Genomic DNA, 15632 nt, shown 5'->3' on the forward strand with positions numbered 1-15632 from the left:
ACACGTCACAAGGTCAGCTATTTAAAAGAATTCTCTCGGAGACGAACTCATGACTCAACGGACCATCGCCGCTCTCATGCTTGCACTGGGCCTCGCCACCCTCGCCGGTTGCGCCTCGCCAACAGTGATCACCCTGAATGACGGTCGCGAAATCCAGGCCGTCGACACCCCGAAATACAACGAAGATTCGGGTTTCTACGAATTCGAACAACTTGACGGCAAGCGCACCCGCATCAACAAAGATCAGGTTCGCACCGTTAAAGACCTGTAAATCTTAGCGTTTGCCAACAAGGCCCGCCTCGCGCGGGCCTTGTTGTCTCTGACGGTTACCAGTCGAGGGTGATCTGGCTGCGAAAGCTGCGCTCGACACCTGTGACCGGGTCGATAAACCGCACGCCCTGGGCCAACAGTTTCAGCGGGTTGGCGTAGTCGTCCACGGCATCCTTGATCACATCGGGGTAGAACGGATCATTACAGATACTCGCGCCGAGTGCGGTCATGTGCACGCGCAACTGGTGCTTCTTGCCGGTGACGGGGAACAGGCCGTAACGCCATAGATCGCCGTTCTTTTCCCGCACTTCCACAGCCGTTTCGGTGTTCGCGGCACCGGCGCCTTCCTGCATACGAAAGAACGGCTCGCCATCCACCAGGCGACTTTTATGCACCAGGGGGAACGTCAGGCCTGGCAGGGCCGGCGCGATGGCTTCGTAGAACTTATCGATCTGGCGTGTGGGAAACAGTTGTTGATAAGCCGAGCGGCTGGCCGGGTTGGCCGAGAACAGCACCAGCCCCGCCGTATGCCGGTCGATGCGGTGCAAGGGCACCAGTGACGGGTTGTCCAGGCGGCGAATCAAGCGGCGCAGCAGGGTTTGCTCGACGTACTCACCGGCCGGCGTCACGGGCAGGAAATGCGGTTTGTCGGCGACGACAAGATGCTCGTCGGCATACAGGATGGTTTCCTGCACCGGGATGGCTTTCTCGTTGGGCACTTCGCGGAAGTAATAAATGCACAGGCCTTCCTTGTAGGCCAGGTCCAGGCTGATCGGGCTGCCGTTGATGTCCAACACCCGGCCCCGGGCGATGCGGTCCAGCCAGTGTTCACGGCCAATCGCCGGGAAGTGCGCGCACAGGCAATCGAGCACCGTCGCCCAAGGACCGGGCGGCAGGTACAAGGTGCTGGCTTGGTGCTGGGACGCGGAAAAACCGGATGTGGACATGGATGTGCTCGAAGCCTGGAAAAAACAGGCAGCCATTATCCCGCATGCAGCGGGATTGAGCCTAGGGCGGATCTCAGGCCTTGGCCAACTCCACCCGCAGGAGCTTCGAGGCACTGGCGGCCTCGGTGAACTCCTTGAGCCAGCGCAGCACGTCCACCGCTTCCCAGCGGCCTGGATCGTACAACGCGTACAACAAGCCCTGATACCCCACCACGTCCAGCTGCTTGTGGTAACCGGCACGCTGGAACAATGCCTCGATCTCGGCAAAGCAGGTATTGAAATGCACTTTGTTGAACGGCGTCTTGCCTTCCGTGACCAGGCCATCGAGGCGCAGCTCATTCACCGCGTCGCGCACGACATCGGCGGACATGCGATTGACGCTGCTTTTTAGTTGTTCGACATTCACCACGGGCGTTCCCTCAATTCAATCGCTGTACAAACATACAGTAACGTAATATTTGGAAACCTGCCATCGCATAACACTCAACGAAGGAAGGCCACGACCTGTTGTGTGTCAAAAGGCCAATCCAGTTCCGCCCCGGTGTCCACCCGGCGAAGCACCGGAATCCGCAGGCCGTAGGCCTCGGTCAGGTCGTCGGGATCGGTGATATCCACCAGTTCCACCAACAACCCGTGTTCGACCAACGGCATGATTTCGGCCTCGGCAATCTCACAAAGATGGCAACCCAGGGTGCCGAATAACTGGCATTCAGGATGCATGGCGATTGGACCTGATCAGAAAGTAGGCCAACATTCTAAGCCCGCTGGCGGCATGAAGCCCACCACCACAAAAAACCTGATCCAGGTCACCATGGCCTATAACTGATTCAGCGATTCTCGCGGCTTTTTGCCTGCCCCTTTGCAACGGAGATGCGTGTGTTTGCCAACCTGCTGATCATTCTGGCCTCATCCCTGGTGGTGATTGCGCTGTTTCGCCGGCTGCAGTTGCCGCCCGTGCTGGGCTACCTGTGTGTCGGCCTGGCCGTGGGGCCCACTGCGCTGGACTGGGTGAATGACAGCGAAGAGCTGCCCGACCTTGCCGAACTCGGCGTGGTGTTCCTGCTGTTTTCCCTGGGCCTGGAGTTTTCCCTGACCAAGATGCTCGCCCTGCGCCGCGTGGTGTTTGGCCTGGGCAGCTTGCAGGTGCTGGGTTGCGGTCTACTCCTGGGGCTGTTGTTGATGATGCTGGGTGTCGCGCCGGGCATCGCCTTGATGTTGGGTGCAGGGCTGGCATTGTCATCCACGGCCATCGTCAGCAAGGAGTTGACCAGCCTGGGGGAGATCTTCAGCAGCCATGGCCAGAATGCTATTGGCGTGTTGCTGTTCCAGGATGTGGTGGCGGTGCTGCTGCTGACCCTGGTGCCGGTGTTTGCCGGCACCGGCGAGCAAGCCTGGTATTGGGCGCTGCCAGTGACCTTGGGCAAGACCGTGGTGCTGTTTGTCGGCCTGCTGCTCGCCAGCCGTTGGTTGTTGCCGCGTTTGTTTCATGAGGTTGCCGCGTCCCATTCGGCGGAGCTGTTTGTGCTGCTGGCGCTGGTGATTGTGTTGCTCACCGCCTGGCTCACGCACCTGCTGGGGCTGTCCCCTGCCCTCGGTGCGTTCCTGGCCGGCATGCTGCTGGGAGAAAGCCACTACCGCCATCAGATCGAAGCGGACATCCGCCCGTTTCGCGACATCTTGCTGGGGCTGTTTTTCGTCAGCATCGGCATGCTCATCGACCTGCAGCTGTTTGTCAGTCATAGCCTGCTGATCCTCGGCCTCACCCTCACACTGATGCTGGTCAAAGGCTGCGTGGTGGCCGCGCTGGTCAAACTGCGCGGCAGTGACAGCGAGACCGCCTGGCGCAGTGGCCTGGCCCTGGCCCAGGGCGGCGAGTTTTGCTTTGCGTTGATGGCGCAGATGCAGCAGAGCCGGTTGATTCCCGACGAGTTCAACGGTTTGCTGCTCGCTGCCACCTTCTGTTCGATGCTGCTCACGCCCCTGCTGTTACGCGCCGCACCGGGCATCGCCCTGCGCCTGCACCGCAAGCCCAACCAGCAAGTGCAACTGGAAGAAATCACCGCGCTGAACGCCGAGCTACGCGGGCACGCAGTGATCTGCGGCTATGGCCGCGTCGGCCAATCCATCGGGCGTTTTCTGCGCAAGGAGCAACAGGCGTTTATCGCCCTGGATGACGACCCGGAACGCGTGCAGGAAGCGGCCACCGAGGACAGCAGCGTGCATTATGGCGATTGTCGGCGTGGCGCCCTGCTCAGTGCGGTCGGCCTGGAACGTGCGCGGCTGGTGGTGATTGCGGTGGACAACAGTGATGTCGCCCTGGCGGTGCTTAAAGAGGCACGCCGGATCAACAGCGAGGTGCCAATCCTGGTGCGCACCCGCGACGATAGCCAGCTCGCCGAGTTGAAAACAGCAGGCGCCAGCGAAGTGGTGCCCGAGCTGTTGGAGTCGAGCCTGATGCTCGCCTCCCACGCCTTGATCCTGCTGGGCCTGCCGGACCAGCAGGTACAGGCGCGGGTTGATGAGGTGCGACAGAACCGCTATCGCCTGCTGCATGGTTTTTATCGGCAGGCAGACGAGCCGATCAATCCTGACTGACCGCGCCGATCTTGTGGATCGACAGGTCCGCGCCGTAATACTCCTCTTCCTGGCTCAAGCGCAGCCCGTATACGCGCTTGATCACGCCATACACCACCAGGCCGCCGACCAGCGCCACCAGCACGCCAAGGGCCGTGCCGATCAACTGGCTGACCAGGCTCACGCCGCCCAGGCCACCCAGGGCGGTCTGGCCGAAAATGCCGCAGGCAATGCCGCCCCACACGCCACACAAGCCGTGCAACGGCCACACACCGAGTACATCGTCGATCTTCCAGCGATCCTGGGCGGCGATGAAGAACCACACAAACAGACCACCCGCGACGGCCCCGGTGACCAGCGCGCCCACCGGGTGCATCAGGTCGGAACCGGCGCAGATCGCCACCAGCCCCGCCAACGGGCCGTTGTGCAGGAAGCCTGGGTCGTTGCGGCCGATGATCAGGGCCGCGACGGTACCGCCGACCATGGCCATCAGCGAGTTGACTGCCACCAGGCCGCTGACGCCGTTCAAGGTCTGCGCGCTCATTACGTTGAAGCCGAACCAGCCGACGATCAAAATCCACGAGCCCAGCGCCAGGAATGGAATGCTCGACGGCGCAAACGCCACCAGGCGCCCTTCGCGGTAGCGCCCGTTGCGCGGGCCAAGCAACAACACTGCCGCCAGGGCCAGCCAGCCACCCATGGCGTGGACCACCACGGAACCGGCGAAATCATGGAAACTGGCCCCGAAGGTCGCGAGCAGCCAGGCCTGCAGGCCGAAGTTGCCGTTCCACACCATGCCCTCGAAAAACGGGTAGATAAACGCCACGATCAATGCGGTGGCGCAGAGCTGTGGTGCAAACCGCGCGCGCTCCGCAATCCCACCGGAAATAATCGCCGGGATCGCTGCCGCGAAGGTCAGCAGGAAGAAGAACTTCACCAGGCCATAACCGTGGTCGGCACTGATGACCGCCGCCGGTTGCATGAAGCTCACCCCGTAGGAGATCCAATAGCCTATAAAGAAATAGGCCAGGGTCGAGATGGCGAAGTCGCTGAGGATCTTGGACAGGGCGTTGACCTGGTTCTTCTGGCGCACCGTGCCGACTTCCAGGAACGCGAAGCCGGCGTGCATGGCCAGGACCATGACCGCACCGATCAGGATAAACAGGGTGTTGGAGCTGTGGACAAGCGTGTCCACCGCACTTTGCAAATTTTCCATGGGGGTTGGCAGGCCTGCAATAAAGGCAAAAAGCACCAAAGCGGTTCAAGCCCGGGTTGCGCGCACTAAATTGGCACCACCGGTCCCACCCCTCTTCAGAGGGTGTGAACCGCTTTAGCGCAGCGATCAACACGACAAGCCGTTGCCGACAGGGTTTTTCCGCGAGTTTCAGTTATTTAGGGTAAGGTTTTTCAAGGCATTGCCCAGGGCCGCCCGGATTCAGCGCAGGCCCAGGGGCCTGCGCACCAAGGCAAAGCAAAAGCTGTACCACACAATTGAACTGAACCTTCACCGACGCCGGTGACTCGAAAACAGACGTACACGATCAGCCAATCACGGAGATAACCATGGCCAGAAGAACTGCAAAGACTGCTCAAGAAATACTGATGGCGGATTTTCAAACCCTGGTGACTGATACCGAAAGGTTGCTGGACGACACCAAAGTGCTCGCCGGTGACCAAGCCGATGAGCTGCGGGCCAAGATCCACGACACGCTTCTCCAGGCCCGCGAAACCCTCAAGCAGACAGAAGATTCCCTGCGCGAACGCGGTCAGGCGGCTGTCACCGCGACCGAAGATTATGTGCAGGCCAACCCTTGGCAGTCGGTCGGCATTGCCGCCGGCGTGGGCTTTCTGATCGGCCTGCTGGCTACAAGGCGCTAAATCATGTCTATCGGCGAAACTGGCTCGTCCACAGGGACAACCTCTAGGCGTCTGGGCGCGGCCGTGTTGGGCTTGCTGCACAGTCACGTCGAATTGTTTGGCATCGAATTGCAGGAACAGAAGGCCCGCACCGTCAGCCTGCTGCTGTTTGCCGGCCTGGCGTTGGTGTTTGCGCTGCTGTTGCTGGTGGGGCTGTCGACGCTGGTGATGATCCTGGTATGGGACACCGGCTATCGCCTGACCGGGATCATCTGCCTCTGCGTGTTCTACACCCTGGCCGCAGCGTTTTGCGGGGTGCGCTTGAAAGCGGCGGTGTTCGATGAATCCACGCCGTTCCACGCCACCCTCGAAGAGCTGGCCAACGACCGGGAGCGCCTGTTGCCATGAGCATGACTGAAATGCCTCAAAACACGTCGCGGCGCGAAATGCGCAAGGCGCTGATTCGCCTGCGCATGGAAATGCACCGTCAGGAGATCCGCCACGAGTCCCAGCAATTGATGCTGCCTTTGAACAAGGTGCGCACCATGGGGCAGAGCTGGCAGGACGGCCTTGGCATCAAGCACGCGCCGCTGTGGGGCGTGGCCGCCGTGACCCTGATGGGTTTCTTTACCGGCAAAGGCGCCAAGGGTGGCGGCATTGGCAGCCTGACTCGCCTGGTACGCCTGGGTGCCGGCTTGATCCCGCTGATCAAACTGGCCATGCAGGGCACTTCACGTAAAAGTTGAGGCTGGCTGGCTGCATTCTTGCTAACAGAATCGGCCCGGCCCTCGTTTTCGAGGGCCGGGTCTTTTTTCGCCACCTCTCTTAAGGAGGCCCCGTGATCGACGGGCAACCGCTCGCCTGCTTCCAGCCGTTTATCGACACCGCCACCGGCCGCATCGCCGGCGTCGAGGCCCTGGGCCGTCTGCGCCAGGCTGACGGCCGCTTGCAGTCCGTGGGCCCGCTGTTCGCCGACCCGCGCACGCCGGGCGCGACCTTGCGCCGTCTCGACCGGCAGCTGCGCGACAATGCGCTGAGCCGCCTGCATGAAGCCCCCAAAGACTGGTTCCTGAGCCTGAACATCTCGCCACGCTGGATCAACCGCCTGCGCCCGGGCCAAGCCCTGCCGAGCCTGAAGCAGATTCACAGCCACGGCGTCGACCCACGACGCATCGTGTTCGAGATCACCGAACTGGGTGGCGACATCCAGCGCCTGACGGACGTGGTGGTGCGTTATCGCGAAGCCGGTGCGCGCATCGCCATTGACGACTTTGGCGCCGGCTATTCCCAACTCGATCGGGTACTGGCCTTGCAGCCGGACATTCTCAAGCTGGACATGCGCTTGTTTCAGGACGCCGCTCGGGGCGGGCCAAGCAGCGAAGTGGTGCGCGCGCTGGCGCAGATGGCGGAGAAGACCGGGTGCTGGATCATTGCCGAGGGCGTGGAGACCGAAGCACAGTTGAGCTTCGCCCTGGAGTGTGGCTCGCGCTATGTGCAGGGCTATCTGTTCGCCCAGGCGCAGCTTGAATGGTTCGCCGCCGACGCCTTCGTGCCGCGCTTCGCCCAATTGCGCACCGCGTACGTCCAGCAAAAACTGGCTGAGCGCGGGCGCATCATGCAACTGCGCCAGCAGTTGGCCGAACTGATGAAGATCCTGCAAACCTGGGCCCAGGCACAGGCGCCGCTGAGCCAACTGCCGCCGTTGCAGGCCTTTCCCTGGCTACTGCGCTTCTACCAGTGCGACCGGCACGGCACGCAACTGACGCCCAACTTCGAATGGCGCCTGGACGCCTGGCAGGCTGACAGCCGCTACCTGGGCCACAACTGGTCGTGGCGTCCGTACTTCTATCACCTGCTGGCCGAAGGCTGGGAGGAGCGACGCCTGACCCTGTCCTCGACCTACCGCGACGCGACCACCAACCAGTATTGCCTCACCGCCGGACAATTCTTCGATAACGGTCAGCGTTTACTGTTAATCGATATCGACGCCGTCGGGCTGTAGATTTTCGCTTGCCCAGGCGGCACTGAACCGGGAAGCTGGGAGGGTCATTCACCGCACGGAGAGTACCCGCCTTGGATTGGCCCACCCTGCTGACTCGCGAACGTCTTGGCAAACCGCTGCACAGCCCGGAAGAACTGGGACGTAGCCCGTTTCACAAAGACCATGACCGTATTATCTTCTCCGGCGCATTCCGCCGCCTGGGGCGCAAGACCCAAGTACACCCGGTCTCCAGCAACGACCACATCCACACGCGCCTGACCCACTCCCTGGAAGTGAGCTGTGTAGGACGCTCCCTCGGCATGCGCGTCGGCGAAACCCTGCGCAGCGCCCTGCCCGACTGGTGCGACCCGAGCGACCTGGGCATGGTGGTGCAATCGGCCTGCCTGGCCCATGACATCGGCAACCCGCCGTTCGGGCATTCCGGCGAAGACGCCATCCGCCACTGGTTCCAGCAGGCCGCAGGGCGCGGTTGGCTGGACGACATGAGCAGTGCCGAGCGTAATGACTTCCTCAACTTTGAAGGCAACGCCCAGGGCTTTCGCGTGCTCACCCAACTGGAATACCACCAGTTCGACGGCGGCACGCGGTTGACCTACGCGACCCTGGGCACTTATTTGAAATACCCGTGGACCGCTCGCCACGCGGACTCCCTGGGCTATAAGAAACACAAGTTCGGCTGTTATCAGAGCGAGTTGCCGATCCTTGAGCAGATCGCCCACAAGCTTGGCCTGCCGCAACTCGAAGAACAGCGCTGGGCGCGACATCCGCTGGTGTACCTGATGGAAGCGGCGGACGACATCTGCTACGCCCTGATCGACCTGGAAGATGGCCTGGAAATGGAGTTGCTGGAGTACGCCGAAGTCGAGTCGCTGCTGCTTAACCTGGTGGGCGATGACCTGCCCCAGACCTATCGCCAACTCGGTGCCCAGGACTCGCGCCGACGCAAACTGGCGATCCTGCGCGGCAAGGCGATCGAGCATTTGACCAACGCGGCGGCAAGCGCCTTCGTCGAGCAACAGGACGCCCTGCTGGCCGGCACCCTGCCCGGCGACCTGGTGGAGCACATGCATGGCCCGGCCAAACGCTGCGTCCTGGATGCCAAGGACATGGCGCGCAAAAAGATCTTCCAGGACAAGCGCAAGACCCTGCATGAGATCGGCGCCTACACCACCCTGGAAATCCTGTTGAATGCCTTTTGCGGTGCGGCCCTGGAGCAGCACGGCGGGCGTACACCGTCGTTCAAGAACCGGCGCATTCTCGACCTGCTGGGGAACAACGCGCCGAACCCTCAGTGGCCGCTGCATGCCTCGTTCCTGCGCATGATCGACTTTATCGCGGGCATGACCGACAGCTATGCCACCGAAATGGCGCGGGAAATGACCGGGCGTTCCAGCCCTCAATAGCGAACACGATCACGCTGCCTGTTGCCTGAAAGGAATAGACCTACGAAGGGAACAGAGCAGCCTGATCGAATTCGCACAAACACCCGATGAATAATCACGCACGCTCAGGGCGACCCAGGCGAACAGTTCCTACGCGCCCCCCCATCGACGCTTGAATCATCGTGTGCCGCCAATGCCCAGTTACCCGCTCCGTATCCTGCTGGTGGAGGATCATCCGTTTCAGCTCCTCGCCACCCAGTGCCTGCTCAGAAGCTTCGGCTTCGCACGACTGACCACGGCCGAAAGCGCCGAACAGGCAATCTGTCTGATGTCACAGGCCGAGGCGCCCTTCGACATCATCCTGTGCGACCAATGTCTACCCGACCTGCCGGGCCTCGAGCTGATTGACATCGCCAATCGCCGCCGCTTTACCACCACGGCCATCCTACTGAGCGGCTTGCCCGTGGCAGAGCTCGCCAGCCTGATCGCCCAAGCCGTGGAGCGCGGCCTGCCGCTGCTTGGCTATTTATCAAAGCCATTGAACAAGGATGAACTTGCACGTTTGATCTGCCCATTACTCAGGCTGAAGATGTAGGACTTTAAACATCTGGTTCTGGAAAATACGCGTGTACGGCGCCAGCCATTTCCATATCACTGGCTTTTTACTCATTCATTTTATAACCCCTGGTATATCGCTTCACGAAGCCTTAGCAGCCGGTAAGTTTTTGCCTTTTTTAATGTAGGAATATTCCTGTTTTATATCTACTCCCCCCCAAGCTCATGCTCCTCCCTTCTCTTCTGAGCTAATGTGCCCGCTTTATTTGCACTTGCACGGAATGTGATCATGAACTCAGTTTTTATTATCGATGACCACCCGGTTATACGGCTTGCCATTCGAATGCTGTTAGAGCACGAAGGCTACAAAGTGGTGGGTGAAACGGACAACGGTTGCGACGCCATTCAGATGGTCCGCGAGTGCTTGCCAGACCTGATTATCCTCGATATCAGCATCCCCAAGCTGGACGGGCTGGAAGTGCTTTGCCGATTTAACGCGATGAACACGCCGATGAAAACCCTTATCCTGACAGCCCAGTCTCCTACGCTATTCGCCACACGCTGCATGCGCTCGGGCGCCGACGGCTACGTGTGCAAGGAAGGTGATCTCAGCGAGTTGCTGAGTGCTATCCGCGCAGTTTTATCCGGTTATAACTACTTCCCCAGCCAGGCATTGACCTCCAATGGTGCCGATGGCGTGGAATCCCAGGAACTTGAATTATTCAAGACCGTCAACGACCGGGAACTCATGGTATTGCAACTTTTTGCACAAGGCCGCACCAACAAGGAAATCGCCAAAGGCATGTTCTTGAGCAACAAAACAGTCAGCACTTACAAAAAAAGGCTAATGCAGAAACTTCAAGCCAAATCCTTGGTAGAACTTATCGAGATGGCAAAACGAAACGCGCTAGTGTGAGAAAGCGGATGCCCAGGCGTATAAAGGACTATCTGATTACATTGAGTGCCGGTTTGTGCTTTAGCACCGCCGTGCTCGGGAACCAGCAAACGGGCCCGGAACACCTCACCTTGTTGAGCCGCGCAGGCTCGGTTCAACTGGAAACCCACCTGAACAAGGCCCAACGCCAATGGCTACAGAACAAACGCGAATTGGTGCTGGGCACAGCGTCCCCTGACTACCCCCCGTTCGACCTCACCTCCAGCGGTCGCGACTATGAGGGGCTCACCGCTGACTACGCCGGGCTGCTGGCCAGGGCAGTGGGCTTGCCGATAAAGGTGTTGCGCTACCCTTCCCGAGAGGCCGCCATCAGCGCTCTCGAAATGGGCGATATTGATTTATTGGGCACCTCGAACGGCTTCGAGGCAGCAAACCCAAACTTCACCCTTTCTGAACCGTATGCTGTCGACCAACCGGTGCTGGTCACCCGCGAAGGCGAGACCCGCAGTTTGCAGGATGGCCTGGCCGGGATGCGGCTGGCGCTGGTCTATCACTACCTGCCCCTGAGCGAGGTGGAAAAGCTGTACCCCGACGCAATCATCCGTGCCTATCCCTCGTATCAAAATGCCTTGAATGCGGTGGCATTCGACCAGGCCGACGTGTTCCTCGGCGATACCATTTCCACCCATTACATGATCAACAAGGGCTATCTGAAAAACATCCACATGGCCAATTTCGGTAAACACGAGGCCTATGGTTTCAGCTTTGCCATACCCCAACATCAAGGCATGCTAGTGAGTATCGTCGACGCAGTACTGACGGCCGTGCCCACCAATGAACGAGAAACGATCACCAAACGCTGGAGCGCCGGCAGCGATATTTTGCTGACCGACCAGAAGCTCCAACTGACACAACGTGAAGAGCGCTGGCTGAAGGACCACCCTGTGGTCAAAGTGATCGTCAACGAAGCCTTCGCACCCCTGACCTTCTTCGACGCCGACGGTAACTTTCGCGGCATCACTGCCGACCTGCTGGAACTGATCCGTCTGCGTACCGGGTTGCGTTTCGAGATCCAGCACGGGCGTGACGTGAACGCAATGATCCAACAGGTGGACGACGGCAAGGCTGACATCATCGGCGCAATCGTGCCGAGCGCTGAACGCGAAACACAACTGAACTTCAGTCGACCCTACCTGGAAAACTCCTATGTGATGCTGACACGCAAGGAGCCCGATGCGCCCTCGAGCCTGGAACAGTTGGCCGGCAAGCGCCTGGCAATCACCCAGGGCAATCCTTTGGAATCGATCTTGCGCCGCGATTTTCCCGAGGTCCAACTGGTAAAGGCCAGTGACACCTTCAAGGCCTCGGAGCTACTGGCCCAGGGGCATGTGGAAGGCGCGGTCAACTCGCTGGTGGTCGCCAACTACTTCCTGTCGTCCCAGGTATTTCAGGACAAACTACAGATCAGCACCAGTATCGGCACCTTACCCGCGACGTTTGCACTGGCTACATCACGCAGTGCCAACGAACTCAGCTCGATTCTCGATAAGGCACTACTGAGCATCGCCCCGGATGAGCTGGGCGTGATCAACAGTCGCTGGCGTGGCTACACGGCCGCCTCCGACAGCTACTGGCGCAATTATCACCAATTGATCGCCCGCATCATCATCGGCACCGGGCTTTTGCTGTTGGTCTCCCTGAGCTGGAACGCCTACATGCGTCGCCAGATCAAACATCGCCAGATGGCCGAGCGGGCCCTTAATGACCAGTTCGAGTTCATGCGGGCATTGGTCAATGAAACCCCGCACCCCATCTACGTACGTGATCGTAAAGGCATGCTGCAGACCTGCAATGACAGCTACTTGCAGGTATTCGACGTCAAGCGCGAAGACGTGATCGGCAAAAACGCCATCCAGATGAGTTCCGCCCTCGAAACCGACGCGACGCAATACCACGCCGATTACCAGCGGGTGATGGCCGAAGGCAACCCGCTGATCCTGGACCGTACCCTGCATATTCATGGCAAGAAGCTGACGATCTACCACTGGATCCTGCCGTACCGCGACTCTACCGGGGAAGTACAGGGGATCATCGGTGGCTGGATCGACATCAGCGAGCGACGCCAACTGTTCGATGAAATCCGTGCGGCCAAAGAGCGCGCCGATGAAGCCAACCGGGCCAAGAGCACGTTCCTCGCGACCATGAGCCATGAAATACGCACGCCGATGAATGCGGTGATCGGCATGCTGGAGCTGACCCTCAAACGCGCTGACCAGGGTCATCTCGATCGTCCTGCCATCGAAGTCGCGTACAACTCGGCCAAGGACCTGCTGGAGCTGATCGGCGATATCCTCGACATTGCCCGCATCGAATCCGGCCGCCTGAGCCTGGCGCCGGAGAGGGTCAACCTGCGTGAGGTGATCGAGTCGGTGGTGCGTGTCTTCGACGGCCTGGCGCGCCAGAAAACCCTGAGCCTGTCCCTTGAGTTCAAGCCAGACCACGACGACACCGAAGTGCTGATCGACCCGCTGCGCTTCAAGCAGGTGCTGTCCAACCTGGTCAGCAATGCCATCAAGTTCACCGAGCTGGGCCAGGTAAAAATCAAGGTGGAGGTGGTGCCCACCAAACTGGCACAGCAGGTCGAGATGAAACTGGTGGTCGAGGACACCGGGATTGGCATCAGCCGGGATGATCAGTTGCGCCTGTTCGAACCGTTTGCCCAAGCGGACAATTCCGGCCATCTTGCCAGGAGCGGCGCCGGCCTGGGGCTGGTGATCTGCCGTAGCCTGTGCGCGATGATGGGTGGGCAACTGAGCCTGAGCAGCGTGCCCATGGTGGGTACCCAGGTGCATGTCAGCCTGAAAATGACGCGCCTGCAGCCGGAACAGGCAACGGATGAACTCAAGCCCGAGGCGCCTACCACCGCTCCGGTACTCAATGTGCTGGTGGTGGATGACCATCCGGCCAACCGCTTGCTGATGTGCCAGCAGTTGGGTTACCTGGGTCATCAGTTCACCGCGGCGCAGAACGGCGCCACCGGTTTCCAGGCCTGGCGCCAAGAGCGTTTCGACCTGGTCATCGCTGACTGCAACATGCCGATCATGAATGGCTACGAGTTGAGCCGCTCGATCCGCGAGTACGAACAGCGCGAGCAACTGGTGCCGTGCGTAGTGTTGGGGTTCACCGCCAACGCCCAACCCGAGGAGAAGCAACGCTGCGCCCAGGCAGGCATGAACGATTGCCTGTTCAAACCCATCAGCCTCACGGCACTGGAGCGGCAACTGGCGCAGATCGCCCCTCCATCTCCCCACCTGCACCTGGACCTTGGCAACTTCGAGGCCCTGACCGGCGGAGATCCGCAGCTGAGCTGGCGTTTGCTGGAGGAGCTGTTGAGCAGCAGTCGGCATGATCGCCAGGAGCTGAAGGCGCTGGCCGCTGCGCACGCCCCGCTCCAGGACATCATCGAGCAGGCGCACAAGATCAAGGGCGCGGCGCGTATCGTTCAGGCTACCTCACTGGCCGCGCACTGCGAGACCCTGGAGCAGGCGTGTGCCCGCGGCGCTGAATGGGCACAGATAGAAACAGATGTGAAAGCCCTGGAAAAGCTCATGCTGGAACTCGAGAGGTTGCTTAAAGTGCAGCTTCACAGCCTGGATAGCGTGTAAGGGGCGGTTGCCGCCCCTCACCTGATCAGCAGTCGGTCAAGCGCAGGAAAATCGCCGCCAACTGTTCGATACCTGCCTGGTCCTGGACGGTAAAACGCGCGAGTGATGGGCTGTCGAGGTCAAGGACGCCAATCAGTTTGCCGTCCTTGACCAGGGGCACCACCAGCTCGCTGTTGGACGCGCTGTCACAGGCAATGTGCCCCGCAAATGCGTGAACATCCTCCACCCGCTGGGTTTGCCGCGACGCTGCCGCCGCACCGCATACTCCACGGCCAAACGGAATACGCACACAGGCAATCTGGCCCTGGAACGGTCCGAGCACCAGTTCTTCGTTGCGGTTGAGGTAGAAGCCGGCCCAGTTCAAGTCATCCAACTGGTTGAACAGGAACGCCGAAAACTGCGCGCTGTTGGCGATGAAGTCACGCTCATCGGCCAGCAGCGACTCCAATTGCGCGCAGAGCATGGCGTAGCCATCAAGGCCAGTACCGGCGCTGGTTAGATCGATCATGGTTGACGCTCCAGCAGTTTGAGGCCCACCCAATAGCGGGCGAATTGATAGGCACAGCGGCCGTTGCGGTTGCCGCGACCGGTGGCCCAGCGCACGGCAAGGATGTCGAGGGCTTCATCGCGCTGCCACTGCAAGCCGGCCTTGTTCGCCAGCTCGCCGATCCAGTGCTCCACCACATCCAGGAAATGCTCCTGGGTGAACGGGTAGAACGACAGCCACAAACCGAAACGGTCAGACAGGGCAATCTTGTCTTCCACGGCTTCGCTTGGGTGCAGTTCGCCATCCACGCGTTTCCAGTTGTCGTTGTCGCTCTGGTTTTCCGGCACCAGGTGGCGGCGGTTGGAGGTGGCGTACAACAGCACGTTTTCCGGGGCTTGTTCGAGGGAGCCGTCGAGCACACTTTTGAGCACGCGGTAATCACCCTCGCCGGCCTCGAACGACAGGTCGTCGCAGAACAGGATAAACCGCTGCGGCAGCTTGACCAGTTGCTCGACCACTCGCGGCAGGTCCGCCAGGTGGTCGCGCTCGATTTCGATCAGGCGCAAGCCGGCCTTGGCGTGCTGGGCCAGCAAGGCACGCACCATGGACGATTTACCAGTGCCACGCGACCCCCACAGCAGTGCATGGTTGGCGGGCAGGCCATCGATGAATTGCTGGGTGTTGCGCGCCAGTGTTTCACGTTGCTTGTCCACGCCGATCAGGTCGGACAGGCGCATCTCCAGGCTCACGTCCAGGGGCAACAGGAAACCACTGCGGCCTTCGCGCTGCCAGCGGGCAGCCAGGCACTGGTTCCAATCGATGGTTTGGCGCGGCGCGGGCAACAAGGGTTCCAGGCGGGCGAGCACTGCGTCGGCCCGCTCAAGAAAGGCGTTCAATCGAGAATCCACGATTATTCCTCTGGCAAGTTCTTGCAAAAGATGGCGTATTGGCAACCCTGCGGCAGACCGCACGAGGCTGCGTAAAAAAACGATTCATGC

At 60.4% G+C, this 15632-nt stretch carries 16 protein-coding genes; 10 read left to right on the forward strand and 6 right to left on the reverse strand.

What is annotated here, in order from left to right; all coding sequences use genetic code 11:
• The first annotated feature begins 49 nt into the window (after window positions 1-49).
• Entirely contained in the window at window positions 50-271 is a 222-nt protein-coding gene (locus tag AC0IYN_RS01605) for a YgdI/YgdR family lipoprotein (RefSeq protein WP_010211805.1), read from the forward strand.
• A 55-nt stretch (window positions 272-326) separates the two neighbouring features.
• Here the strand turns inward: AC0IYN_RS01605 and AC0IYN_RS01610 are convergent, their stop codons facing one another.
• The 3 genes from AC0IYN_RS01610 to AC0IYN_RS01620 form a co-directional block, all read right to left on the reverse strand.
• Window positions 327-1217, reverse strand: coding sequence for a pseudouridine synthase (locus AC0IYN_RS01610; protein WP_457232598.1), 891 nt, complete (start codon window positions 1215-1217; stop codon window positions 327-329).
• 73 nt (window positions 1218-1290) lie between these two features.
• Entirely contained in the window at window positions 1291-1626 is a 336-nt protein-coding gene (locus tag AC0IYN_RS01615; RefSeq protein ID WP_406597685.1) for a transcriptional regulator, read from the reverse strand.
• 74 nt (window positions 1627-1700) lie between these two features.
• Window positions 1701-1937 carry a glutaredoxin family protein gene (locus AC0IYN_RS01620; protein ID WP_406597684.1) on the reverse strand — a complete coding sequence of 79 codons (237 nt, stop codon included), beginning with the start codon at window positions 1935-1937 and terminating at the stop codon, window positions 1701-1703.
• A 150-nt stretch (window positions 1938-2087) separates the two neighbouring features.
• On the opposite strand from AC0IYN_RS01620, the gene AC0IYN_RS01625 reads away from it, so the two are divergent.
• Window positions 2088-3812, forward strand: a complete 1725-nt coding sequence (locus AC0IYN_RS01625) for a cation:proton antiporter (protein ID WP_471840350.1) — start codon at window positions 2088-2090, stop codon at window positions 3810-3812.
• Here the strand turns inward: AC0IYN_RS01625 and AC0IYN_RS01630 are convergent.
• Window positions 3799-5007 carry an ammonium transporter gene (locus AC0IYN_RS01630; RefSeq protein WP_471840352.1) on the reverse strand — a complete coding sequence of 403 codons (1209 nt, stop codon included), beginning with the start codon at window positions 5005-5007 and terminating at the stop codon, window positions 3799-3801. The two genes, AC0IYN_RS01625 and AC0IYN_RS01630, sit on opposite strands and share 14 nt — an antisense overlap.
• Before the next feature lie 347 nt (window positions 5008-5354).
• Here AC0IYN_RS01630 and AC0IYN_RS01635 point away from each other — a divergent pair, with 347 nt between their 5' ends.
• The 8 genes from AC0IYN_RS01635 (at window position 5355) to AC0IYN_RS01670 (ending at window position 14147) form a co-directional block, all read left to right on the forward strand.
• Window positions 5355-5669 (forward strand): ElaB/YgaM/YqjD family protein, encoded by a 315-nt coding sequence (locus AC0IYN_RS01635; protein WP_012723021.1) that lies wholly within the window; start codon window positions 5355-5357, stop codon window positions 5667-5669.
• Between the two features lie 3 nt (window positions 5670-5672).
• Window positions 5673-6056, forward strand: coding sequence for a phage holin family protein (locus AC0IYN_RS01640; protein WP_033901397.1), 384 nt, complete (start codon window positions 5673-5675; stop codon window positions 6054-6056).
• On the forward strand, window positions 6053-6394 hold the full coding sequence (locus AC0IYN_RS01645; protein ID WP_078047577.1) for a hypothetical protein: 342 nt from the start codon (window positions 6053-6055) through the stop codon (window positions 6392-6394). The genes AC0IYN_RS01640 and AC0IYN_RS01645 overlap by 4 nt, the downstream gene beginning before the upstream one ends.
• Before the next feature lie 92 nt (window positions 6395-6486).
• Entirely contained in the window at window positions 6487-7650 is a 1164-nt protein-coding gene (locus AC0IYN_RS01650; RefSeq protein WP_457267685.1) for an EAL domain-containing protein, read from the forward strand.
• 71 nt (window positions 7651-7721) lie between these two features.
• Entirely contained in the window at window positions 7722-9053 is a 1332-nt protein-coding gene (locus AC0IYN_RS01655) for a deoxyguanosinetriphosphate triphosphohydrolase (protein WP_099492409.1), read from the forward strand.
• Window positions 9054-9225: 172 nt separating this feature from the next.
• Window positions 9226-9627, forward strand: coding sequence for a response regulator (locus tag AC0IYN_RS01660; protein ID WP_406597679.1), 402 nt, complete (start codon window positions 9226-9228; stop codon window positions 9625-9627).
• Between the two features lie 249 nt (window positions 9628-9876).
• Complete coding sequence (locus AC0IYN_RS01665; RefSeq protein WP_406597678.1) at window positions 9877-10503, forward strand: response regulator; 627 nt, start codon at window positions 9877-9879, stop codon at window positions 10501-10503.
• A gap of 8 nt (window positions 10504-10511) precedes the next feature.
• Window positions 10512-14147: a transporter substrate-binding domain-containing protein gene (locus AC0IYN_RS01670; protein WP_471840354.1), complete on the forward strand. Its 3636-nt coding sequence runs from the start codon at window positions 10512-10514 to the stop codon at window positions 14145-14147.
• A 25-nt stretch (window positions 14148-14172) separates the two neighbouring features.
• Here the strand turns inward: AC0IYN_RS01670 and AC0IYN_RS01675 are convergent, their stop codons facing one another.
• Both AC0IYN_RS01675 and AC0IYN_RS01680 read right to left on the reverse strand, forming a co-directional pair.
• Window positions 14173-14655 (reverse strand): GAF domain-containing protein, encoded by a 483-nt coding sequence (locus AC0IYN_RS01675; protein WP_078047572.1) that lies wholly within the window; start codon window positions 14653-14655, stop codon window positions 14173-14175.
• The gene (locus AC0IYN_RS01680) at window positions 14652-15542 is read right to left on the reverse strand and encodes an ATP-binding protein (protein WP_078047571.1); all 891 of its coding nucleotides are present in this window, start codon (window positions 15540-15542) and stop codon (window positions 14652-14654) included. The genes AC0IYN_RS01675 and AC0IYN_RS01680 overlap by 4 nt, the downstream gene beginning before the upstream one ends.
• Window positions 15543-15632 lie beyond the last annotated feature (90 nt).

It is taken from the genome of Pseudomonas sp. AC112 (assembly GCF_979253545.1).